The 23,031-nt window shown below is 63.0% G+C and carries 20 protein-coding genes; 9 read left to right on the top strand and 11 right to left on the bottom strand.

What is annotated here, in order from left to right:
- Positions 1 to 137: 137 nt before the first annotated feature.
- Positions 138 to 890, bottom strand: a complete 753-nt coding sequence (gene cobF / locus J2R99_RS00100) for a precorrin-6A synthase (deacetylating) (protein ID WP_307152487.1) — start codon at positions 888 to 890, stop codon at positions 138 to 140.
- A 262-nt stretch (positions 891 to 1,152) separates the two neighbouring features.
- On the opposite strand from cobF, the gene J2R99_RS00095 reads away from it, so the two are divergent.
- From J2R99_RS00095 to J2R99_RS00080, 4 genes are all read left to right on the top strand, one after another.
- Positions 1,153 to 2,265 (top strand): ABC transporter substrate-binding protein, encoded by a 1,113-nt coding sequence (locus J2R99_RS00095; RefSeq protein ID WP_307152486.1) that lies wholly within the window; start codon positions 1,153 to 1,155, stop codon positions 2,263 to 2,265.
- A 91-nt stretch (positions 2,266 to 2,356) separates the two neighbouring features.
- A complete protein-coding gene (locus J2R99_RS00090; protein WP_307152485.1) occupies positions 2,357 to 3,211 on the top strand; it encodes an ABC transporter permease in 855 nt (284 codons plus the stop codon).
- Positions 3,208 to 3,999 carry an ABC transporter permease gene (locus tag J2R99_RS00085; RefSeq protein ID WP_307152484.1) on the top strand — a complete coding sequence of 264 codons (792 nt, stop codon included), beginning with the start codon at positions 3,208 to 3,210 and terminating at the stop codon, positions 3,997 to 3,999. Before J2R99_RS00090 ends, J2R99_RS00085 begins: the two co-directional genes overlap by 4 nt.
- A gap of 1 nt (position 4,000) precedes the next feature.
- Positions 4,001 to 5,068, top strand: a complete 1,068-nt coding sequence (locus J2R99_RS00080) for an ABC transporter ATP-binding protein (protein ID WP_307152483.1) — start codon at positions 4,001 to 4,003, stop codon at positions 5,066 to 5,068.
- Between the two features lie 59 nt (positions 5,069 to 5,127).
- Here the strand turns inward: J2R99_RS00080 and J2R99_RS00075 are convergent, their stop codons facing one another.
- Entirely contained in the window at positions 5,128 to 6,522 is a 1,395-nt protein-coding gene (locus tag J2R99_RS00075) for a hypothetical protein (RefSeq protein WP_307152481.1), read from the bottom strand.
- Between the two features lie 224 nt (positions 6,523 to 6,746).
- Between J2R99_RS00075 and J2R99_RS00070 the strand changes: the two genes are divergently transcribed.
- Positions 6,747 to 7,706 (top strand): complex I NDUFA9 subunit family protein, encoded by a 960-nt coding sequence (locus J2R99_RS00070; RefSeq protein ID WP_307152480.1) that lies wholly within the window; start codon positions 6,747 to 6,749, stop codon positions 7,704 to 7,706.
- A gap of 67 nt (positions 7,707 to 7,773) precedes the next feature.
- On the opposite strand, the gene J2R99_RS00065 is transcribed toward J2R99_RS00070, so the two are convergent.
- The 6 genes from J2R99_RS00065 to J2R99_RS00040 form a co-directional block, all read right to left on the bottom strand.
- Entirely contained in the window at positions 7,774 to 9,219 is a 1,446-nt protein-coding gene (locus tag J2R99_RS00065; RefSeq protein WP_370872239.1) for an aldehyde dehydrogenase family protein, read from the bottom strand.
- A 27-nt stretch (positions 9,220 to 9,246) separates the two neighbouring features.
- Positions 9,247 to 10,416, bottom strand: coding sequence for a M20 aminoacylase family protein (locus tag J2R99_RS00060; protein ID WP_307152479.1), 1,170 nt, complete (start codon positions 10,414 to 10,416; stop codon positions 9,247 to 9,249).
- Positions 10,417 to 11,262: an ABC transporter permease gene (locus J2R99_RS00055; RefSeq protein WP_370872238.1), complete on the bottom strand. Its 846-nt coding sequence runs from the start codon at positions 11,260 to 11,262 to the stop codon at positions 10,417 to 10,419.
- On the bottom strand, positions 11,259 to 11,972 hold the full coding sequence (locus J2R99_RS00050) for an ABC transporter permease (protein ID WP_307152478.1): 714 nt from the start codon (positions 11,970 to 11,972) through the stop codon (positions 11,259 to 11,261). Before J2R99_RS00050 ends, J2R99_RS00055 begins: the two co-directional genes overlap by 4 nt.
- 166 nt (positions 11,973 to 12,138) lie before the next feature.
- Entirely contained in the window at positions 12,139 to 12,912 is a 774-nt protein-coding gene (locus J2R99_RS00045) for a transporter substrate-binding domain-containing protein (protein ID WP_307152477.1), read from the bottom strand.
- 60 nt (positions 12,913 to 12,972) lie between these two features.
- Complete coding sequence (locus J2R99_RS00040; protein WP_307154096.1) at positions 12,973 to 13,761, bottom strand: ABC transporter ATP-binding protein; 789 nt, start codon at positions 13,759 to 13,761, stop codon at positions 12,973 to 12,975.
- 396 nt (positions 13,762 to 14,157) lie between these two features.
- Here J2R99_RS00040 and J2R99_RS00035 point away from each other — a divergent pair, with 396 nt between their 5' ends.
- The 3 genes from J2R99_RS00035 to J2R99_RS00025 are packed head-to-tail and all read left to right on the top strand — an operon-like array spanning position 14,158 to position 17,657.
- The gene (locus J2R99_RS00035) at positions 14,158 to 14,787 is read left to right on the top strand and encodes a TetR family transcriptional regulator C-terminal domain-containing protein (RefSeq protein WP_307154095.1); all 630 of its coding nucleotides are present in this window, start codon (positions 14,158 to 14,160) and stop codon (positions 14,785 to 14,787) included.
- A 45-nt stretch (positions 14,788 to 14,832) separates the two neighbouring features.
- Positions 14,833 to 16,032 (top strand): pyridoxal phosphate-dependent aminotransferase, encoded by a 1,200-nt coding sequence (locus J2R99_RS00030; protein ID WP_307152476.1) that lies wholly within the window; start codon positions 14,833 to 14,835, stop codon positions 16,030 to 16,032.
- Positions 16,029 to 17,657, top strand: a complete 1,629-nt coding sequence (locus tag J2R99_RS00025) for a 5-guanidino-2-oxopentanoate decarboxylase (RefSeq protein WP_370872237.1) — start codon at positions 16,029 to 16,031, stop codon at positions 17,655 to 17,657. Before J2R99_RS00030 ends, J2R99_RS00025 begins: the two co-directional genes overlap by 4 nt.
- Positions 17,658 to 17,679: 22 nt before the next feature.
- Here J2R99_RS00025 and J2R99_RS00020 read toward each other — a convergent pair whose 3' ends face one another.
- Genes J2R99_RS00020 through J2R99_RS00010 form a run of 3 tightly spaced genes read right to left on the bottom strand, consistent with a single transcriptional unit; the run spans position 17,680 to position 20,802 of the window.
- A complete protein-coding gene (locus J2R99_RS00020) occupies positions 17,680 to 18,498 on the bottom strand; it encodes an ABC transporter permease (RefSeq protein ID WP_307152475.1) in 819 nt (272 codons plus the stop codon).
- Positions 18,495 to 19,748: an ABC transporter permease gene (locus tag J2R99_RS00015; RefSeq protein ID WP_307152474.1), complete on the bottom strand. Its 1,254-nt coding sequence runs from the start codon at positions 19,746 to 19,748 to the stop codon at positions 18,495 to 18,497. Before J2R99_RS00015 ends, J2R99_RS00020 begins: the two co-directional genes overlap by 4 nt.
- Positions 19,749 to 19,755: 7 nt before the next feature.
- Entirely contained in the window at positions 19,756 to 20,802 is a 1,047-nt protein-coding gene (locus J2R99_RS00010; protein ID WP_307152473.1) for an ABC transporter substrate-binding protein, read from the bottom strand.
- A 319-nt stretch (positions 20,803 to 21,121) separates the two neighbouring features.
- Here J2R99_RS00010 and J2R99_RS00005 point away from each other — a divergent pair, with 319 nt between their 5' ends.
- On the top strand, positions 21,122 to 22,906 hold the full coding sequence (locus tag J2R99_RS00005) for a M10 family metallopeptidase C-terminal domain-containing protein (RefSeq protein WP_307152472.1): 1,785 nt from the start codon (positions 21,122 to 21,124) through the stop codon (positions 22,904 to 22,906).
- Positions 22,907 to 23,031: the final 125 nt, after the last annotated feature.

Below are 23,031 nucleotides of genomic sequence, written 5' to 3'. Positions count from 1 at the left end.
TTTGAGCGGCATGGTTTCACAAAAATTAATCAGGTCACAGAAGGGCTTGGAATAGATCCTTCATTTTCGCTGAAAAGATTGCGTGCGATGCAACCACAAGGGGTTACGTGACGGCAAGGCGGAACGCTGATCACCCCTCACGGCCGCCGAAGAAGATAGGCATCCATGATCCAGCCGTGGCGCGAGCGCGATGTCTCGATCGTTTCGGCGATTTCATCCGCCTTCTCCTTCAACGGTCCGGCGATGAGGATCTCCTCTTCCATGCCGAGATAAGCGCCCCAGTAGATATGGAGATCGCTCTCTTTGAAGCGCAGGAAGGTGGCGCGCCCGTCGAGCATCACGAGGGTATTGGAGATCTTCGCGGGCTCGGTATCGGCCAAGAGGCGCGCGGTGGTGACGGTGATTTCTTCGCCGATGCGGTTCAACGGAATGCGGTGACGGGCGGCGAGGGTCTGCAGGCTCGTGATGCCGGTCACCACCTCAAAGTCGATCTCAAAGCCTTCGGCGGCGAGCTCATGCAGGATCTGCGTGGTGCCGTCGTAGAGCGCCGGATCGCCGATGATCAGGAAGCCGCCGGTTTCCTCAGGGCCGAGCTCCGACAGCATCTCGCGAAAGATCCGCCGTCGCTCGCTGCGCCACCAGTCGATGCCTTTTTCGTAGTCGCGCCCGTCTTTCGGGCGTTCCGGGCTGGTGGCATGAATGCTTCGGTAAGAGGCCTCCGGCACGGCCCGGGCGAGCACCTCCTGGCGGAAGGCGATCAAATTCTCTTTGCCGGCGCCGTCCTTGTCCATGAAGAAAAAGACATCGACGGCCCGCATCGCCTCGATTGCCCGCAGCGTGAGGTCGGACGGATCGCCTGCCCCGATCCCGATGACGTAGATTTTCTTCATCGCCGATGTCCCATTCTTCTTCTGCGCGCATGTGTCTTGCAGCTTGCGATCGGGCCTTCTTAGGACGAAGGTTACGGGGACCCAAGACACGACCGACACGAAGCGGGGATGCGCCACAGACAAATTGTCTTTCGTTGCGTGGCGTGAACAAAGCCGCCGTACCGACGCAGCGTCACGGATCTGTCATGGGCCGGTTCTAGTGGACGTTCGGCTTGGCGACTCTCATTCGAACGGGGGCCGAGCCACAGCACGGAGTCGCATAATGAAAACCACAACTCTATACGCTGCCTCGGTATCCGTCGTTGCCCTCCTGGCCACGACGATGACGGCGAGCGCCGAGACGGACCTTGATGCGCTGTACAAAGCTGCCAAGGAAGAGGGGCAGCTCACCACGATTGCGCTGCCGCATTCCTGGTGCGGCTATGGCGATGTGATCGACGGGTTCAAGGAGAAGTATCCTGGCATCCAGGTGAACGAACTGAACCCGGATGCGGGTTCAGCCGATGAGCTCGAGGCCGTCCGAGCCAACAAGAACAACACCGGCCCGCAGGCGCCCGACGTTCTCGATGTCGGCCTCGCTTTTGGCCCGCAGGCCAAGGAAGAAGGTCTGATCGAGCCCTACAAGGTCTCCACCTGGGACGAGATTCCGGACGACGCGAAGGACGCCGACGGTTACTGGTACGGCGATTATTACGGCGTTCTGTCGTTCCTCGTGAATACGGATATCGTCGGCGAAGCGCCGTCGAGCTGGGCCGATCTCCTCGACGAAAAATACGCCAACGCCGTTGCTCTGTCAGGTGATCCCCGCGCCTCCAACCAGGCTATCCAGGGTGTGGTCGGAGCCGGCCTCGCCGAAAACGGCGGCGACCTCGACAAGGCTGCAGAGGCCGGGCTCCAGTATTTCAAGCAGCTCAACGAGCGCGGCAATTTCGTTCCGGTGATCGGCAAGGCGGCCTCCGTCGCACAGGGCACGACACCGATCGTCGTCGCCTGGGACTACAATTCGCTCGCCTGGCGCGACGGTTTTGAGGGCAATCCCGCCGCCGACGTCGTCGTCCCGTCCGACAGTGTCGTGGCCGGCGTCTACGTCCAGGCGATCAGCGCTTACGCGCCGCATCCGAACGCCGCGAAGCTTTGGATGGAATACCTTTATTCCGACGAAGGTCAGCTTGGTTGGCTCGCCGGCTATTGCCATCCGATCCGCTTCAATGCGCTCGCCGAACAGAAAAAGATCCCGCAGGAGCTTCTCGATGCGCTGCCGCCGGCGGAATCCTACGCCAAGGCCGTGTTTCCGACCATCGAGCAGCAAAATGCCGCGAAGGCCGTGATCACGGAGAAGTGGGATTCCGTGGTCGGCGCCAATGTCGCGGAATAACGGCAAGCCGCTCGCGCTTCCGACTGAAACGACTGGCCCGGATCAATCCGGGTCAGTTGCCTTGCCCGCGCAAAGGCGCCGATTTTCCCAGATGTTCGCCGAGCTGAGGCCTGGGGAAGCGATCGCTATCCTGCCGTTTCTGGCGTTTGCGATCATGTTCCTGATCCTGCCGACGTTGGGCCTTTTCGCGACAGCCTTTTCCGACGGGCAGGGCGGGCTCACGCTCGACAATATTGGCGCACTCTTCACGCCTCAGATCCTGCGCTCGTTTTCGATCTCGATACGGGTCTCTTTCGCTTCTGCCGCGCTCGGCTGCCTGATCGGCCTTGCGATCGCCCTTGCCGTCATTCGCGGGCGTCTGCCGCCGGTGATCCGATCCACGCTTCTGACCTTTTCCGGCGTCGCCTCGAACTTCGCCGGCATCCCGCTCGCTTTCGCCTTTCTCGCGACGCTCGGGCGCGTGGGTCTCGTGACCATCATTTTGCGGGAGGTTTTCGGTCTCGACCTTTACCGCGCCGGCTTCAACATCCTCTCCTTCTGGGGCCTCACGCTCACCTATCTCTATTTCCAGATCCCCTTGATGATCCTCATCATCACGCCGGCGATCGATGGGTTGAAGCGGGAGTGGAGCGAAGCGGCGGAGACGCTCGGCGCCTCCACCTGGCAGTTCTGGCGTTATGTCGGACTGCCGGTCTTGTGGCCGAACCTTCTCGGCACGCTCTCTTTGTTGTTCGCCAACGCTTTCGGGGCGATCGCGACCGCCTATGCGCTCACCGGCTCATCGCTGAATATCGTGCCGATCCTGCTTTACGCGCAGATTCGCGGCGACGTGCTGCAGAACCAGCAGCTCGGGGCGGCTCTTGCCGTCGGCATGATCGCGATCACCGCTCTTGCCAACGTCGTCTATCTGGTCGTGCGCACCCGCGCTGAAAGGTGGCTCAAATGAGAGGCAATCGCTTCTGGTCGTGGGTCGTCTTCGGTCTGGGCGCGGCCTATTTCCTGCTGCCGCTGCTTGCGACCTTCGAATTTTCGCTGAGCATCCGGCGCGAGGGATATACGCTTGACGCCTATCGCAATGTCTTCGCCGATCCGGGCTTCCAGCAGACCTTCACTTATTCGCTGGTGATCGGCCTTTGCACCATAGTTGTCGGCATCGTCATCATCATGCCGGCGGCCTATTTCGTGCGGCTCAGGATGCCGCAGATCAGGCCGATCGTGGAATTCCTCACGCTGATGCCCCTGATCATCCCGCCGATCATTCTCGTCTTCGGCTATATCCGCCTTTACAATTCGTCGTCCTTTCTGCCCCTGACCGGCTCGGTGATGGGCACCAATATCCTGCTGATGCTCGGCTATGTGGCGCTCGCCATGCCCTATATGTACCGGGCGATCGATACGGGTCTCCGGACCATCGACGTGCAGACATTGACGGAGGCGGCGACCATTCTCGGCGCCGGCCGCCTCAGGATCCTGACGCGGATCATCTTTCCTAACGTCATCACCGCCGTCTTGTCGGGTGCCTTCCTGACGCTTGCCATCGTCATGGGCGAGTTCGTCCTGGCGAGCCTGCTCAACCGACCGGGCTTTGGTCCTTATATGCAGAACATCGGCGCCAACCGGGCCTACGAGCCCTCGGCGCTCGCGATCATCTCTTTTGTCTTCACCTGGAGCGCGATGGTCGCGATCCAGCTCCTCGCGCGCTTCGCCCCGAAGAGCACCGCCAGAAAAGATTGATATGGCCGAAGAATTCCTCAGTCTCGAAGCGATCACCAAGACCTTTGGCACCAATACGGTCATTGAGGACCTGGATCTCTCGTTCAACAGCGGCGAATTCGTGTCGCTGCTCGGTCCATCCGGATGCGGCAAGACAACCGTTCTCCGTATGATCGCTGGCTTTGAAAAACCGACGAAGGGCCGCATCTTCGCCGACGGACGGGAGATCACCCATCTGAAGCCCTCGCAGCGAAATGTGGGAATGGTTTTCCAGTCTTATGCGCTTTTCCCGAATCTGAATGTGAGGGACAATATCGGCTTCGGCCTCAAGGTTGCCGGGGTTCCGCGTGCCAAGGCGCGCGAGCGCGTGGCCGAGATGCTGGAGCTGATCGGTTTGCCAGATCTCGGCCGGCGCTACGCCTTCGAGCTGTCTGGCGGCCAGCAGCAGCGCGTGGCGCTTGCCCGCGCACTCGCGCCGAGCCCGCGCATGCTGCTTCTCGACGAACCGCTGTCCGCTCTGGATGCGAAAATCCGCGTGTCGCTGCGTGAGCAGATCCGCAACATTCAGCGTGAACTCGGCATCACCACGATCTTCGTGACCCATGATCAGGAGGAGGCGCTGTCGATCTCCGACCGGATCGTGGTCATGAATTCCGGGCGCATCGAACAGGTCGGCGCGCCGTTCGAGGTCTACAATCGGCCTGCAACGCCTTTCGTCGCCAATTTCGTCGGCACGCTCAACCGCGTCGAGGCGCGTGTGAAAAACGCTGCTTCGCAGGAAGTGGCGATCGGTGAGCAATCCGTGGTTTTGAAGAAGCTTCCCGCGACCGTTCGCGACGGGGAGCCGGTCGTCCTTGCCCTCCGCCCGGAAGCGCTCAACCTCGTCAACGGAGCCGATAATGGCATCTGCCTCAACGCCCGCGTCGAAACGGTGAGCTTTCTCGGTTCCGTCATCCGCATCGGGGTCGCGGTCGGCGACACGCATCTCCATGTCGATCTCTTCAACGACCGCCGGTCGGCACCGCCGCAGCCGGGTGAGACGCTGCGGGTCGGTTTCAAGGACGAGGACGTCATTTCCGTCACCGCGTGAAGGCACGCCGATTGTCGGCCGCGAGCGCCGGGATTGATGCGTCGGGACCTGGCACTTGCTCACCAGAACGCGAGAAATGCGACCCAGGCTGACAGCGCGAGCCCCGTCACGACGACATAAAGGCCGTTCCAGACGAGACCCACATAGCGAGCGGTGACACTGCCGAAGCCGCCGACGACGAGGGTGCTTGCGGTAAAGGGCGAGCTGGCGGCCGCAAGGGCCCAGCCGGCGGTCATCGCCACGGCGATATCGCTTGCATCGATCCCGACCTCTGCGGCTGCAGGCAGCAGGGGCGCGATCAGGGAGACGGCCAGGATCGGATTCATGCCGAGTTGGCCGGCGGCCGGAATGACCCAGAGGAGGCCGATGAGCAGCAGCCAGCCCGGAAGCGAGGACAGGTCGAAGCCTGCGCCGAGAACGAATGGGCTCAGAAGATGCCCTCCGAGGCCGCCGATGAAGCCGGCCATGGTGAGGAGCACGAGCTCGTTACGGTAGCCGAGAAGCTGGCGCGTCACGAAGAGGCCGGTGCGCTCCCGCACGTGGCGCATCGGGGCATCACGCCTGTTCTGAAAGGCGATCCAGGCGAGCGAGATGATCGGCACGACGAGAATGACCGCAGCGGTCGCCCGCACGCCCGTGACGAAATGAATTCCGCCCACGCTGACCCCGAGCACGACGAGGAGGACGGGAAGCGGCCAGATGCTGGTCCAGTTCAACTCCGTCACGATAGGGGTCGACGGCGAGGCCGAGACTTTGGGTTTGATGAGGGTGTCGAGAAGCCAGCCACCTACAGCCAGGATGAGAGAGCTGACGAGGCTCGGACCCAGAATCTCCTTCCACGTCGTATCCGGCACGAACGAGATCGAGATCGCCGTGGCGAAGGCGAGTGGCGACCAGGTGAGGGCCGAGGCGAAACCACGCTGAATGGCAAGCAGCATGCGGCGCAGGCGAACTGCGCGGATATGCGGGTTCTCTTCCCTGCGTGAGCTCTCCTCCGCAAGGGCTCCGAGGAGTGCGATCGAGCCGTAATTGAGGACAAGTGTGAAGAGATGCCCGCCGGTGGTCAGCGCCAGATAACGCCGGCCCGGAGGCTGTTCGGCAAGGAGGCGGCCGCACTCGATGACCGCAGGCGAACTCGTGGCCGCGTAGCGGAGCGCCGTCGTCGCGGTGAAAAAGGCGGCGATGAAGGCGGTCGTTTTCAAAGCCGATGTCGTGAGCGTCAGCCAGTCCGGACGGGTTGCCAGCGCCGCGATGAAGAGAATGCAGGCGACCGAAAGGAAGACGGTCTGCATGCGGCCGGTGCGGCGCGCCAAAAGAAGCACTGCCGGGATGACGGTGACGATCTCCGCGCCGACCAGAATGCTCTCGCCCGACCATTGCGCCAGGAAGACGAAAAAGCAGGTGGCGACCAGTAGCCAGCCGGCGAGCCGGTCGGGAAGGGGGGATGTGTTCATCAGCAAAATTCTGCGGGCAATGAACCCTCGTTACGCTTCGACAGATTGAAGGACAGCCTCGGCCCGCCGATCGATCAGCATCTTCGGTTCCGATGAGATTGAAAAGCTTCTTTGCTGCCATCCGCATGGATGCGGTGATCGGGTGTGGCAATTGCGCAGGGAGCAAAGTCCGTCATGGGCAGTTGTGTTCGTCAAAGAAGCAAATCTTGGCGGGGAGATACGGCATGCCCGAAGATGGCACCTTTGCAGGCAAAGAAGCACCGGTCGTCGTTTTTGGTGGCGGCGGCTTTCTCGGGCACCGGATCTGCCGACGCCTGCTCGAGAAGGGCCGAAATGTGCGGGCGGTCTCCCGCCATCCGAACAAGATCACGGATCTCCTCGGACGGGCGGCCGGGCTCACCGCTGTGGAAGGCGACATCGAACGGCCGGAGGACGTGGCAAGGCTTGTCGAGGGTGCGGGTGCCGTCGTCAATGCCGTCAGCCTCTATGTGGAGCGCGGTGGCAAGACCTTCCGCGACATCCATGTGGAAGCGGCGGGCCAGCTCGCCGCTCTGGCGCATCGACACGGCGTGCCTCTTCTCGTCCAGCTTTCCGGGGTGGGTGCCGATCCGAACTCTCCCTCCCGCTATATCGGGGCGCGTGGTGCGGGTGAGGTCGTCGTCCGTCGTGCTTTTGGAAACGCCGTCATCGTGCGACCTGCCGTCATGTTCGGCCCGCAGGACGGCTTCATCTGCACATTTTCCGACCTTCTGCGGAAATACCCCATCTTTCCTCTTTTCGGGAGAGGAGAGACGCGGTTGCAACCGACCTTTGTCGGAGATGTGGCCGAGGCGATCGCGCGTATCGTGGTTGCCGGACCTGATCCGGAGCCGCGCACCTACGAGTTCGGCGGCCCGCGCACTTACACCTACCGCGAACTCGTCGGGATCGTTGCCGACGAAGTCGGTGTCCGGCGCTTGCTCGTTCCATTGCCGATCGGCATTTGGAAAGGTCTGGCGGCGGCAGCGGAGCGGCTGCCGAAACCGCCGGTGACCTCCACCGAAGTGGAACTGATGGAGGCGCCCAATGTCGCGACCGAGGAGCCAGGCTTTGCGGCCTGGGGCGTGACGCCGACCTCCGTCGAAGACTTCCTGCGGGAGCGGGAGGACAGGAAGGCGGCGCAGGCCCGGCATTCTGCCGAATAGCTGGCGTAGAATACGGCACGACCGCAGCCGTGAGGCGACCGCGACTGCTAGCTGGTTCAAGGCCTGCTCAAGAGAACATGTCGCCGAATGCGACCGTCTTCGTCTCCAGGAAATCGTCCAGACCGAAGATACCACCTTCGCGGCCATTGCCGGATTGCTTGTAGCCGCCGAAGGGGCTGCCTTGCGCGAAGGGCGCGCGGTTGACCCGCACCATGCCGGCGCGCAGCTGCAACGCGACATAGCGGGCGCGCTCAGGATCCTGCGTGCTGAGATAGGCGGCAAGCCCATAGGGTGTGTCGTTCGCAAGGCGAATGGCTTCCGCCTCGTCCTTGAACGGCGTCATCGCAAGCACCGGTCCGAAGATCTCCTCGCGCCAGATGCGCATCTCGGGGATGACATTCGCGAAGATGGTCGGCCGCGCATAGTAGCCGCGATTGAAGCCGGCCGGCCGGCCCGCCCCGCCGGTGACGAGACGCGCACCTTCCGCGATGCCGGCCTCGATCAGATCCTGCACCTTGTCGAACTGGGTCTGCGAGACGAGCGGGCCGATATGGTCGCCTTCCTCGTGTGGATCGCCGACGGCGACTTTTTCTGCCGTCTCCTTGGCGATCGCGATCGCATCCTCGTAGGCCGAGGCCTCGATGAGCATCCGCGTCGGCGCATTGCAGGATTGGCCGGCGTTTTCCATGCAGAAGCGCACGCCGCCCTCGACCTGCTTTTTGAGATCGCAATCGGCGAAGAGAATGTTCGGCGACTTGCCGCCGAGTTCCAGCGTCACGCGTTTCACGGTATCGGCGGCCGCCTTGGTGACGGCGGAGCCAGCGCGCGTCGAGCCGGTGAACGACATCATGTCGACGTCGGGATGGGCGGACAGCGCCGCCCCGACGCTCGGCCCGTCTCCGTTGACGAGATTGAAGACGCCGGCCGGCACACCCGCCGCGTCGATCATCTCAGCGAAGAGGAGCGAGGAAAGGGGTGCAATTTCCGACGGCTTCAACACGACCGTGCAACCGGTGAGAAGCGCGGGCACGACCTTGAGCGTCACCTGGTTCATCGGCCAGTTCCACGGCGTGATGAGCCCGCAAACGCCGATCGGCTCCTTGATGATGCGTTCGCTCGGCGCATCGGCGCGCAACGGCCGCTCCCATTCGATCTCGTGGATGGCCTTCAGAAAACCTTCGATGTGCCAGTCGCCGGCGCCGACCTGTTCGTCGCGTGAAAACGACATCGGTGCACCCATTTCGGTGCTGATCGCCTTGGCCATCTCCTCGGCGCCAGCCCGGTAGATCGTCAGGAGCCGTTCGATCACGGCAATGCGTTCGGTGACGTCTGTCGCACTCCAGGTCGGAAAGGCGGCCCGCGCCGCCGTCACGGCCTTGTCGATATCGGCGGAACTCCCGAGCGAGATCTCGGCAATCTCACTTTCGGTCGCCGGGTCGATGACGGGAAACGGGTTCGGCTCGGCCGGTGCCACCCAGCTGCCGTTGATGTAGAAATCGGTCTTTTTCAGCATAGAGATCTCGTCAATGTTCGGTCGCGCTCAGGCCCGGCTCAGAAAGGCTTCGGCGAATTCCGTCCAGAAAGCGACGCCGGTCGCCAGAATATCATCGTTGAAGTCGAAGGACGGGTGATGCAGCGGTGGATCATCCGGCCCGCGCCCAGTCCCCAGAAAGAAATAGCTGCCCGGTTGAGCCTTCAACATATAGGCGAAGTCTTCCGAGCCCATGAAGGGACGGGCAAGGTCGGTGACATTCTCGGCACCCGCGAAACGGATCGCCTGGGCGCGGAGGAAGTCCGTTTCCGCCGTATCGTTGATGGTGGCGTCGTAGCTTCGGAGATAGTCGACGTCTGCGCGCGCGCCAAAGCCCGCTGCCTGGCGCGTCGCGATCAGGCGGATCTTCTCTTCCAGAAGATCGCGGGTCGCATCGTCGAAGGAGCGGATGCCGACGACGATTTCCACACTCTCGGGGATGATGTTGCTCGCCGAGCCGCCATGGATCGAGCCGACGGTGACGACAGCGGGCTCGATCGGATGCGTGTTGCGGGCGACGATCGTCTGCAGGGCCATGACGATAGAAGAGGCGGCAACGATCGGATCGATCGTGTCCTCGGGATGCGCCCCATGGCCCCCGCGGCCTGTAATGACGATCCGAGCCTCGTCGACGGCCGCCATGATCGGCCCGTCTCTGAGAGCAAACTGCCCGAACGGAAGCTGCGGCTCGTTATGAAGCGCAAAGACGGCATCGCAGGGAAAGAGCTCGAAGAGCCCTTCGTCGACCATCATCTTGGCGCCGCCGAAATTCTCCTCCGCCGGCTGGAAAATGAGATGCACGGTGCCGTCGAAATTTCTCCGCTCCGCGAGCCGCTTCGCCGCGCCGAGAAGCATCGCGGTGTGGCCATCATGGCCGCAGGCGTGCATGCGATCGGGAATCTCACTTTGATACGGAAGGCCGGTCTTTTCCTGGATCGGCAAGGCGTCGAAATCGGCACGAAGGCCGACCGCGCGCTTTCCTGAGCCGTTCGTCAGCGTCGCGACGACACCCGTCTTCGCAAGCCCGCGATGCACCTCGTAGCCGAGTCCCTGGAGTTTTTCGGCGACATAATTCGACGTCCATTCCTCTTCGAGGCCGAGTTCGGGATGGCGATGCAGCTCATGCCGCATGGCGACGATTTCGGGCAGGTCATTGCTGAGATCAGGCGCGATACCCATTCACACTCCTCGGGTGGGGATGCGATTTTCGAGATGGCGGAAGCCCGCGACGAGGAGGCCGGTCAGGCAAAGGTAGATGAAGGCCAGAAAGAGAAGTGGCTCGTAGATGATGTAGGTGTCCTGGCGCACGTCGCTGATGACCGCATAAAGGTCGATGACCGTGATCGTCGCAACCAGCGGCGTCGCCTTCAATTGCAGCACGATCTCGCCGTTCAAGGTCGGCAAAGCGCGCTGGATCGCGCGCGGCAGCCAGATGCGGCGCAGCACGGTGAAGCGGCTCATTCCATAAGCGCGCCCGGCTTCGAGCTCACCTTTCGGCACACCGGCGAGGGCCCCGCGCATCACCTCGCCCTCATAACCCGCAAACGAGATGGTGAGTGAGGCGAGCGCGTAGGGCCAGGCCTCGCGCAGATAAGGCCAGATGAACGAGCCGCGGATCCACGGGATCTGCGGAAACAGCGAGCCGAGTCCGTAATAGAGAAGCCAGAGCTGCAGGAGCAGAGGCGTGCCGCGGATCACGGTGCAGAAGCCGCGGGCGGCCCATGCCAAAGGAGCGGGACCAGAGACTTGTGCGAGACCGAGAGGCACCGCCATCGCAAAGCCGAGGATACTGCTGCCGACGAGAAGGGCGAGCGTGACCCACAATCCGCCCAGCATTTCCTTCCAATAAAGCGGCAGCCAGTCCCAGCGCATATTGAACGCCATGAGGGCGACCATGAGAGCGGCGAGCAGGAGCAGCACGACGCGGTGCGGCTTCAACCAGCTTTCGCTTTTCGCCCCCTTGTCCTCTTCCGGATCGATGAGGTCCGCCATGGCATGTATGGCTTCGGCATTGTCCTCCCTCATGAGGAGAACCCAGGCATGCCGCGCCTTGCCCGACGCTCGATGAGGGCGATGACGACATTGGAGACGAGGCTCACCATCAGATAGAGCAGCCCCGCGGCGCAGAAGAAGAGCATGTATTCCCGCGTCGCGCCGCCCGCCTGGCGTGTCGCGAGCGTCAGTTCCGTGAAGCCGACGACGGCGAGAAGGGCCGTGTCCTTGGTGGCGATCAGCCAGAGATTGGCAAGTCCCGGAATGGCGTGCGGAAGCATGGCGGGCAGGGTGATGCGCCGCACGAGCAGAAACGGCGGCATGCCGTAGGCGCGGGCCGTTTCGATCTGGCCGGAAGGCACGGCCTTGATGGCGCCACGAAGGACTTCCGTTGAGTAGGCGCCCTGGACGAGACCGATGACAGCGATGCCGGCCGCCATGCCCGAGACGTCGAGGCGCGCGTAACCGAGGGCTGCCATCAGACGGTTCAGAAGATCTGTGCCGGCATAATAGACGAGGACGATGAGGACGAGTTCGGGAACGGCCCGGATAATCGTCGTGTAGGCTTCCAGGAGGTCGCGCAGGATCGGCCCGCCGTAGAGCTTTCCGAAAGCGCCACCGACGCCGATCAGGAGCCCCATCAGATAGCCGCCGGCAGCGACTTCGAGCGAGGTCAGGAGGGCGCGCAGGAGGACGCCGCCCCAGCCGGGCGGGGAAAAGGCAAGAAGTTCTAAAGGACCCATTACATTACGGTTGGATGTGGCGCATCGATGCTGGCACGGCCGCATGACCGCACCTGGCTTCTAGCAAGCGGCATGCCTTTTCAGGCGGCGCGCAACCTGCTGGGACAGAAGCCGGGCGGAAAAGGGGAGGGGCGGATGCCCGCTCCCCAGGCTGCGAGCGAGCCGCTCACTTCCCGTAGATGTCGAAATCGAAGTATTTCTCGGAGATCTTCTCGTAGGTGCCGTTCTCGCGGATCGCGGCGATCGCCTTGTTGAGCTTCTCCTTGAGCTCGGTGTCGCCCTGGCGGAGGCCGACACCAACGCCCGGTCCGAGAATTTCCTCGTCGGGCTCGACTTCGCCCTTCATCTCGCAGCAAGCCTTGCCGCCATCGGATTCGAGGAAGGTTGCGAGTGCAAGGGAATCCGCCTGCACAGCGTCGAGGCGGCCGGCCACGAGATCCTGGTTGGCCTCATCCTGCGTCTGATACGTTTTCACCTCGGCGTCGGGAAAATGCTTGTGGACGTAGTTCTCGTGAATGGTCGAGCGCTGCACGCCGAGAAGCTTGCCAGAAAGGCTCTCGTTGGTGGGCTCGATCTCGACATCCTTGAGGCCGATGATGGCGGTCGGGGTGTTGTAGTATTTGTCGCTGAAATCGATCACCTTGAGACGCTCTTCGGTGATCGACATGGAGCCTATGATCATGTCGATCTTGCCGGAGTTGAGGGCCGGGATGATGCCGTCCCAAGCTGTCGGCACGATGGTGCAATCGAGCTTTGCCTCTTCGCACAGCGCATCCATGATTTCGATTTCCCATCCGGACCAGTTGCCGGCGGCATCCGGGACTGTGAATGGCGGATAGGGCTCGGCGGCGATGCCGACTTTCGTCTCGGCACTGGCAGCGCCCGCTCCAAGGACGACGACGGCCGCGGCTGCAGCGAGGCTTTTGAGGATGCGGTGCATGAGGAGTTCCCTTTTTGCTCGGTGCGATGACGACCGGTGTGACGTCCCGGCACGCCAACGCTATTGAATTGATCCGATGAACTTTTGCAGACGCTCAGATTTTGGATTGTCGAAGATGGCCTCCGGCGGGCCTTCTTCTTCGATCTCTCCCTCGGCAAGAAAGATGATGTGGTTGGCGACCTCGCGGGCGAAGCTCATCTCGTGAGTGACAAGAACCATGGTGCGGCGCTCATGCGCGAGGTCGCGAATAACGGACAGGACTTCGCCAACGAGCTCCGGATCGAGCGCCGAGGTCGGTTCGTCGAAAAGCATCACCTCCGGCTGAATGGCGAGCGCACGCGCGATCGCCGCGCGCTGCTGCTGCCCGCCGGACAGAAAAGCCGGATAGACGTCTTCCTTGTCGCTCAGACCGACGCGGTCGAGGAGGGCACGGGCCCGCTCCACAGCTTCGGCCCTGGGGACGCCCAGAACATGCACGGGCACTTCGATGACGTTGCCGAGAAGCGTCATGTGCTGCCACAGATTGAAGCTCTGGAAGACCATGGCGAGACGCGTGCGGATGCGCTGCACCTGGCGACGGTCGGCGGGCACGAGGCCGCCATCGCCGTCGCTTTTCATGGCGATGGTTTCACCATGCACGCTGACGCTGCCCGCGGTCGGGGGCTCCAGCATGTTGATGCAGCGAAGAAGCGTCGATTTCCCAGATCCCGACCCGCCGATGATGGCGATCACGTCGCCTTCGTGGGCGGTGAACGAAATCCCCTTCAGAACTTCGAGGCTGCCGAAGGATTTGTGAAGGTTTTCGACACGGACGACTTCAGGACGCTCCGCTGTCGGCGCCTCGGTGATGCTCGATGCGGGCGCTTCTTCCTGGCTCACCGGCCTGTCTCCCAAACCGCATTCGAGGCAGGGATCAGATCTTCAAACTGGGACGGCGTCAAACGTGGAAACGGCCGCCAAGCTCGTATGAGCGCGTTCGAGAAGCCAGTGATGGGTCCATTCCTTTCGCGAGAGATCGGAGTGTGTCCAGGGCGAAGCCCAGGGCCGGATTGATACACTTGCACGATAGTTATGCAAGTGCATAAATGCGCTCATGGCCAAACGGGTGGCGGCGGATTCGCCGAAATCGACATGTACCGGACGGATAAAATCGTGCTGTTCACCCAAGATCGGGCAGCTCGCGATGGCGGTTTTTCGCCGGCCGGCGTTGGGGTTCCGGCAGCCTCCGGCGAACGGTCGGGCACCATGACCCGGCGGAGCTTCAGGCGCGCAACGCAGGACGAGCGGCGCCACGCTTTGATCCAGGCGACCCTCGACCTCATCGCGGAAAAGGGCCTCAAGGGGATCACTGTACGCGAGGTGGCTGCCCGCGCCGGCGTCACCAACGGCCTCATCCGGCATTATTTCTCCGGCAAGACCCAGTTGATCGAGGCGGCCTATCAATCCGTGATGGAGGGCATGACGGAAGCCGCTAAAGCCGCGGTCGCCGACACCGAGGGCGACGCGAAAAGCCGACTGCGCCACTTCATCGCCGCCAATTTGACGCCGCCGGTGGCGGATCCCCGCGCCTTGTCGCTCTGGGCGACGTTCATCAGCCTCATCCATGTCGATCCTGCCATGGCGGCAATCCACCGGGCGGGCTACCTGCAGTTTCGCCGCGAGTTGGAAGATCTCATTGCTTCCCTGTTCGCCGAAATCGGGCGCGATGCGGAGGCTGCGGAGCGCGTGCGCCTCGCGATCCAGATCAATGCCCTCATCGACGGGCTTTGGGTCGAGCGCTGCCTGGCAGAAGACATGTTCGCCGAGGACGAGCTGGTCGCAGCAGGTATCGAAGCCGTCGAGGCACTTCTGGGGCTCAGTCTCGCCCGCTCATGACCCCGACACGCCAGCCATAACTCCAAACAAGAAGGTAGAAACGACATGCGCTACGCCTCCATCACGGAGCGGCTTGCCGACCTCGGCTCGGGCAAATGGGCCGTCCACTTCCGCGCTCGGGCCATGGCGGCAGAAGGTGCCGAGGTTCTGGAGTTGACGATCGGCGAACCTGACATCCCGCCGGAGAAAGAGCTTCTCGACGAATGCAGCCGCGCCATGCATGCGGGCCGCACGCGCTATTCGGCTGGGCGTGGCGATCCGGCGCTTCTCGACATCCTGGCAGAGAAATACACAAGCCGGTCCGGACGTACGGTCTCGCCGGAAAACGTTCTGTGCTTTCCCGGCACGCAGACGGCGCTCTTTGCCGTGATGACGGGGCTCGTCGAAGCGGGCGATGAGGTGCTCGTCGCCGATCCGCTCTACGCGACCTATGAGGGTGTCATCCGGGCAAGCGGGGCGGAGCTGCGGTCCGTGCCGCTTTATGCGCGCAACCGCTTTCATCTTGATCCGGCGGATCTCGAAAAGGCGGTGACGCCGCGCTGCCGGGTCCTGCTCCTCAACTCGCCGCACAATCCGACGGGGGCCGTTTTGAGCCACGACGAGCTCAAGGCGATCGGCGAGGTCTGTCGCCGCCACGATCTCTGGATTGTCTCTGACGAGGTCTACGAGGAACTCGTCTTCGAAGGTGCATTCGCTTCGCCCTTCGACATCCCCGAACTCGCGGAGCGCACCATCGCGGTCTCCTCGATTTCCAAATCGCATGCCGCGCCGGGCTTTCGCAGCGGCTGGGCCATCGGACCCGAGGAATTCTGCTCCCGGCTTCTGCCGGTCTCCGAAACGATGCTTTTCGGTGGCCAGCCTTTTATCGCCGATATGACGGCCTATGCACTGTCACGCCCGTCGCCTGCGGCGGCACGGATGCGCGAGGCGTATCACCGCCGGGCTCAATTCGTAACGACCTTCCTCGGGAATACGGCCGGCGCCCGCCCGATCATGCCGGAGGGCGGCATGTTCATTCTGCTCGACGTGCGCGACAGCGGCCTGACCGGCGAGGATTTCGCCTGGGGACTTCTGGAAAGCGAAGGCGTGGCCGTCATGCCCGGAGCCTCTTTCGGCGACGAAGCGCGTTGTTTCGTGCGCGTGAGCCTGACGGTGCCTGATGAGCGACTGGAAGTGGCCTGTGCCCGCATTGCCCGCTTTGCCGAGAATGCAGTCGCGCCGAAACGCGCAGGCGGCTGGGCATGAACGCTGAGATGACGCAAGACGCAATGGCGGCAAGCACGGGCGAGGCGCTGATCGCGCTTCTCGAACAGCACGACGTTGAGGTCGTCTTCGGCATTCCGGGCGTCCACACGGCCGAACTCTACCGCGGCCTTGGCGGCTCGAAGATCCGACACGTGACGCCACGCCACGAGCAGGGCGCAGGCTTCATGGCGGATGGCTATGCCAGGGTCAGCGGCAAGCCCGGCGTCTGCCTCGTCATCACCGGGCCGGGCCTCACCAACACCATCACGGCGATGGCGCAGGCCCGGGCCGATTCCGTGCCGATGCTCGTGATTTCCGGCGTCGGCCGCCGTGGGTCGCTTGGCCATGGCCGCGGCGCGTTGCACGAATTGCCGGACCAGCGCGCGATGATGGAGAGCTTCGCACTTTTCTCGCACACGCTTCTGTCGGCCGATGATCTGCCTGATGTCATGGCGCGCGCTTTTGCGATCCTCAATTCCGGTCGGCCCGGGCCAGTCCATATCGAGATCCCGGTCGATGTCATGCAGGAGCGGGTGGCAGGACTTCCCGCCCGTGCGCCGGCCCTCCCGTCGCATCCGCACCCCGGAGCGGCCGATCTTGAAGCCGCCGCCCATCTCTTGTCCGCGGCGCGGCGGCCTGTGATCATCGCCGGCGGCGGGGCAAGACGCGCCAACGACGACGTGACGGCGCTGGCGGAACGTCTCGACGCGCCGGTGATCACGACGGCGAATGCCCGCGGTCTTCTCGCCGGCCATCCGTTGCGGGTGCCAGCAAGCCCGAGCCTCGAAGCCGTGCGTGCGGCTCTGGCCGAATGCGATGCGGTCCTGGCGCTCGGCAGCGAGATGGGGCCGACCGATTTCGATGTCTACGAGGACGGCGGCTTTCCCGAGCTTCAAGGGCTCGTGCGCGTCGATATCGATGCGGCGCAGCTCGCCCGAGGGCCGCAAGCCGCGATGGCGATCCTCGGAGATGCGCGAGCGACCGCGGCCGAACTTTGCTGCGCTCTCGGCGAGACAAAGGTCGGCGGCAAGCGATGCGGCGATGACATGGCGCGCAGGCTTCGTGCGGCAGCCTTCGAAGAGATCGGAAAAGCCTATCAGGCAGAGGTTGCGATCCTTGACGTGATCCGCGAGGCCCTGCCAGGCGTCCTTTTCGTCGGCGACAGCACGCAGCCCGTCTATGCCGGTAACCTTTATTGCGACATCGACACGCCCGGAGGCTGGTTCAATTCCGCAACTGGCTTCGGCGCTCTCGGCTATGGAGTGCCGGCGGCGATCGGCGCCGCGCTCGCGGAGCCTGAGCGTCCGGTCGTGGCGCTTCTGGGTGACGGTGGCTTGCAATTCTCGCTGGCCGAGCTCGGCTCAGCCATCGACGCGGCAACGCCGGTGATCTTCATCGTCTGGAACAATTTCGGCTTTCGCGAGATCGAAACCTTCATGGTCGAGCGCGGCATTACACCGGAAGGCGTGAAGCCGACTCCGCCCGATTTTGACTCTATCGCAAAGGCTTATGGCCTCGTCTTCGAACGCCCGTCGAAGCTCGACGACCTCCCGACATCGCTGCGGCGTGCCCGCGACAACGGGCGTGCAGCACTCATCGAGCTGCGCATGCCTTTCGACATGTGAGCGCCATTCGGCCGCTCACGATTCAGCCTCTCGCCTGGAGCCGCGAGGAGCGCCGGCGCAAAAACTCCGCGGTGAGGAGCAGAAGCACCGCGAGCACGATCATGATGGTGGCGGCCGCCGCGATCGTGGGCGAGATGTTTTCGCGGATGCCTGAGAACATCTCGCGCGGCAGGGTGCGCTGGTTGGGTCCGCCGATGAAGAGCACGGTGATGACCTCTTCGAGAGACACGGAGAAGGCGAAGAGCCCACCGAAGATGACGCCTGGCGCGATCAGCGGAAAGACGACGCTTCGTGCCACGCGGACTGGCGAGGCCCCGAGGCTGAGGCCGGCGCGGATGAGCGTGCGGTCGAAGCCGGAAAGCGTCGCGGTGACCGTGATCACGACGAAAGGCGTGCCGAGAACGGCATGCGCCAGGATGAGGCCGGTGAAGGTCGCCGTCAGATCGAAGGGCGCGAAATAGAAGTAGAGCCCGACCGCATAGATCACCATCGGCACGATCATCGGAGCGAGCAGGAAGGCGCTGATGAAGCGTTTTCCCGGGAAATCCGCAAGCCAGAGCCCGGTGGCGGCAAGCGTGCCGAGGAAGGTGGCGATCGTGGCCGCGAAGACGCCGATGATCAGGCTGTTGCGGATCGACGACATCCACGTGCCAGAGAAGAAGAAATCCTCATACCAGCGCAAGGAGACGCCGCGCAGCGGATAGGTGAGGAACTGGCCGTCGTTGAAGGAGAGGGGCACGATGGCGAGGATCGGCGCGACGAGAAAAAAGAAGCCGCCGATCGCCACCACATAAAGGACGATGCGCCAGGCCTTTTCTGTGCCGGTGACTGCGCCGCTCACATCACCCCCCGAACGCCGCCCACGAGACGGCTGTAGATCGCATAAAGGATGAGCGTTGCGGCGAAGAGGCCGGTGCCGAGCGCCGCCGCAAGCCCCCAGTTCACCGTGTCGGTGGTGTAGAAGGCGATATAGTAGGAGATCATCTGATCGGCCGCGCCGCCGACGAGCGCCGGCGTGATGTAATAGCCGAGCGCAATGATGAAGACGAGGATCGAGCCGGCCGCGATCCCGGGCATCACCTGAGGAATGTAGACACGGCGGAAGGCGGTAAAGGGCGGCGCGCCGAGCGAGCGGGCAGCCCGCATGTAGGATGGCGGCACGGTGCGCATCACCGCGTAGAGCGGTAGGATCATGAACGGCAAAAGCACATGCGTCATGGCGATGATGACGCCGGAGCGGTTGTAGACGAGACGGATCGGTCCGTCCGTCAGATGCAGGAATTGTAGCATCTGGTTGACGAGACCATGCTCCTGTAGGACCACGATCCAGGCCGCAGTGCGCACGAGAAGCGGCGTCCAGAACGGCAAAAGCACCAGGATCATCAAAAGGTTGGCCGTGTTCTCTGGAAGTCCCGCGAGGAGGTAGGCGATCGGAAAGCCGATCATGAGGCAAAGCAGCGTGACAGTGAGCGCGATGATGAAGGTGCGTGCATAGATCTGCAGATAGACGGCGCGCTCCGTCGGCACCGGCACGATGGCGCCGTCGATGTCGCGCTGGCGGTCGACCGCCTGCAGAAGGAAGAAATCGGTGAGGGGGCCTGCCGCACGGCGCACGGCGGCCCAGGTTTCGGCGCGGCCCCAATCCGGCTCTGTCTCGATGAGCGTGTCGCGCCAGGAGGCGGGAGGTTGATCGAGGCGGGCGATCTTTCGCGCCGTTCCCATGACGAGCGAACGCCCGCCCGAGATATCGTAATTGAGGCGTCGGGCTACGGCCGCTGCCGTGCGGTCCTCGTAGGAGCGCGTCAGATCCTGCGCGAGCGCTGAAAAGACAGGCTCGTCCGGCACGGCGCTCTTCTCCCAGTCATAGGCCCGCACGGCCTCGGCCGTCTCGGGCCAGGTTTCCATGAGGTCCGTGTCGACGATGCTGCGCTCCAGCATGCCGACGATCGGTGCGACGAAGAAGACGACGACGAAGAGGATGAGAGGCAGGACGAGGAGGAAGGCGTTGCGCTTGCGCTTGCGCTCGGCGCGCGCCAGATCCCGCTTCAGAGACCGCGTTTGACGCGGTCCCGCGAGCATTGTCTCGGTCATCGGACCGCTAATTGGTCGAGGCCCAGCGGCTCCAGCGCTCTGTCAACCGATCGATATTGTCGAGCCAGAACGTGTCGGAGATTTTGAGCGCATTCTTCATGTTCTCGTCCGCCGTCGGCAATTCTTTGAGGCGCTCCGGCGCGATCATGGCGCTCGCATCGGGATTGGTGACGCCGTACGCGATCTTCATCGGCAGCTTGGCCTGATTTTCCGCCTCTCCGACGAAGTCGAGATATTTGTAGGCGGCGTCGAGGTTCTTGGAGCCGGCGAGGATGACCCAGGAATCGAGCGTATAAAGGCTCTCGTTCCAGACGATGCCGAAATTGCGCCCATCGGCCTTGTTCGCGGCATCGACGCGGCCGTTGTAGATCGAGGTGAGGGCGACTTCGCCGGAGGCGAGGAGTTGCGGTGGCTGGGCGCCCGCCTCCCAGAAGACGAGATCCGATTTGATCGTGTCGAGTTTCTTGAAGGCCCGCTCCACGCCCTCGTCTGTCGCAAGCACGTCGTAGACTTCTGAGGGCGGCACGCCGTCGGCCATCAGCGCGATTTCCAGATTGGTCTTCGGTCCGTTCCGGAGAGCGCGTTTGCCCGGGTATTTGTCGAGGTCGAAGAAATCTTCCCAACCGCTCGGCGCCTCGGAGATCTTGTCCTTGTCGTAGCCGAGGACGAAATTATAGACGATCGCGCCCACGCCGCAGGGGCTGACGGCGGCCTCGATATAGCGGTCCTTGCCGCCGATCTGGTCCCAATCGAGCTCTTCGAAGAGGCCCTCGTCGCAGCCGAGCTGCAGCTCTTCCGATTCCACCTGCACCACGTCCCAGGTGGCGTTGCCGCCTTCCACCTGCGCGCGGAGCACGCCGATGCCGCCGTCCCAGCTCTCCTCGACGAGGTCGATACCAGTCTGCTCTTCGAAAGGTTTGAAATACACTTCGCGCTGGGCGTCCTGATAGGCGCCGCCCCATGAGGTGACGGTGACCTGCTCGGCGGCCGCCATGCTGCTGCCGGCCATCAAGACGACGCTCAAAGCCGCGACGAGCTTGCTTCTGGACCTCATATTCCCCTCCTGTGCCTTGTTCTGGCTCGAAGCGTTAACCGCTTCCTACCAATGGTTGCCGAGACGAATGGCTTTTCGCAATGGGCTTGAAGTCGTAGAACGGTAAGTCATTCTAATTTCTATAAAATCTAGTCTGTTGTTGATCCCTGAAAAGGCGAGGCGGGCAAGCTGATAAGACTTTTGTGCAGACGCGACGGGCCCGTGTGCACGCACTGATTTCGTGTTGCACTTTTTAGTCGTTCAAATTCAAACTTCCTCCTCAAGCTCCACTCAAGCCCGGATGGTTAGGCACACCTTCGCAACTGGCGAGGGAGCCGCAATGTCCTTTTCGAGCGACGAGACGGGTTTTGCCGCGGCCGCTGTGGAATCGACAGGCCACGGGACAGGGGCTGGAGTCGCCGGAGCGACCAGTTCCGCCACCGTCATCGATCAGCTTCAGACCTCGTGGACGCATGAAGCGTCCCCGAGCCCGATCTCCTGGGCTGGTCACACCATCACCTACAGCATCCTCTCCTCCGCATCGGGAAGCGGCGAGGCGGCGGGTTTCCAGCCGCTCTCCGCCTACAAAGCGGCGATGACCGATGAGGCCTTTGCGCTGTGGGACGATCTCATCGCTCCTGATATCGTGCGGACGGCGGCCGGCGGCGGCATCTCGATCGGCGAGAGTTCGACCACCTCGGGCAACGGCACCTACACCTCGTACAGCTTTCGCTATGATGGTCTCGGCTCTGGCCACGATTCCTTCATCAGCGCCGATGTCTGGCTGAACAGCCATTGGAGCAGTCTCAACGACGACAGCGACATCGCCTACGGCAAATACGGCTTTCTCACCTATCTCCACGAGATCGGCCATTCGCTCGGGTTGAGCCATCCCGGCACCTATGATGCGGCCCGCGGGGCGGTCACCTATGCCGATGCTGCCGAATTCGCCGAAGACACGCGCCGCTTCACCATCATGTCCTATTTCGATGCCGACGAGGACGGCAGCGGCACCAATCATGTCGGCGCCGACGGGCTCATGCATTACGCCCAGACGCCGATGCTCTATGACATCCTCGCCATTCAGGACCTCTACGGCGCCGATTATGCCACGCGCGCCGGCGACACGACCTATGGCTTCGGCGCCGCGGGTCTCGGTTCCTATGATGCCGTCTTCGACTTCACGCTCAATTCCGAGCCGATCGTGACGATCTGGGACGGCGGCGGCATCGATACGTTGAATGTCTCGGGCTTTGCCGACAACGCCGTCATCGATTTGCGCGAAGGCGCCTGGTCGTCGATCGGCGGCATGAGCAACAATCTGGCGGTTGCCTATGGCGCCGAGATCGAGAATGCCGCCGGCGGCGCGGGCGATGAGGTGATCAACGGCAACGGCCTCGACAATGTGCTCCTCGGGGGCGGGGGATCCGACATCCTCTCCGGCTTCTCCGGCAGCGATCTCCTCTTCGGTGGGCGTGGCGCCGGCAATGACACGCTTCTTGGGGGGGATGGCGACGACAAGCTCTTTTCCGGCGGCGGCGACGATCGCGTCGACGGCGGCGCAGGCAACGATTTCATCGGCTCCGGCATCGGCAGCGACATCGTCAACGGCAATGCCGGCAACGATACGATCTTCGGTGGCGCCGTGCCGGGCAGCGACCATATCGATGGTGGCGACGGCGACGATGTGATTTGGGGCGGGGGCGGCAACGACAGCCTCTATGGCCAGACCGGCAACGACGAGATCGGCGCCGGCGGCGGCAACGATGTCATTGATGGCGGCGCGGGCGACGACACGCTCTTTGGCGGCGCCGGCAACGACACCGTGACGACGGGCGCGGGGCGCGACCTCGTCTATGGCTCGGGCGGCGACGACGTCTTCATCTTCGGCACTGATGGCGACCGCGATGTCTATGCCGCCGTCTCCGGCAACGGTCACGACGTCATCGATGGCTTTGAGGTCGGCACCGATGTTCTCGACGTTTCTGCCTATGCCGGGAGTTTCGCCGAGCTTGCTTTTGCCGATACGGCGGCGGGGCTGGTGATCACGCTTGCGCCCGATGCGAGCGTGACGCTTGAGGACGTGACGCGCGCCATGTTGAGCGAAGAGACTTTCGTCTTTTAATCGCCGGGCTGATCCCTCCAGGCCGGACGCAAAAAGGCCGGCCGCTTTGGGCGACCGGCCGGGGGATTGGGGCGGCAGGCGGCCGCCCCGGCGATGTCACAAAACCTCAGAAGACGAAGTCGGCG

The sequence above is a fragment of the Rhodopseudomonas julia genome, assembly GCF_030813515.1.
Taxonomy (GTDB): domain Bacteria; phylum Pseudomonadota; class Alphaproteobacteria; order Rhizobiales; family Afifellaceae; genus Afifella; species Afifella julia.
The sequence above is the reverse complement of the archived record's forward strand: the minus strand, read 5'-3'. Positions and strand labels throughout refer to the sequence as shown.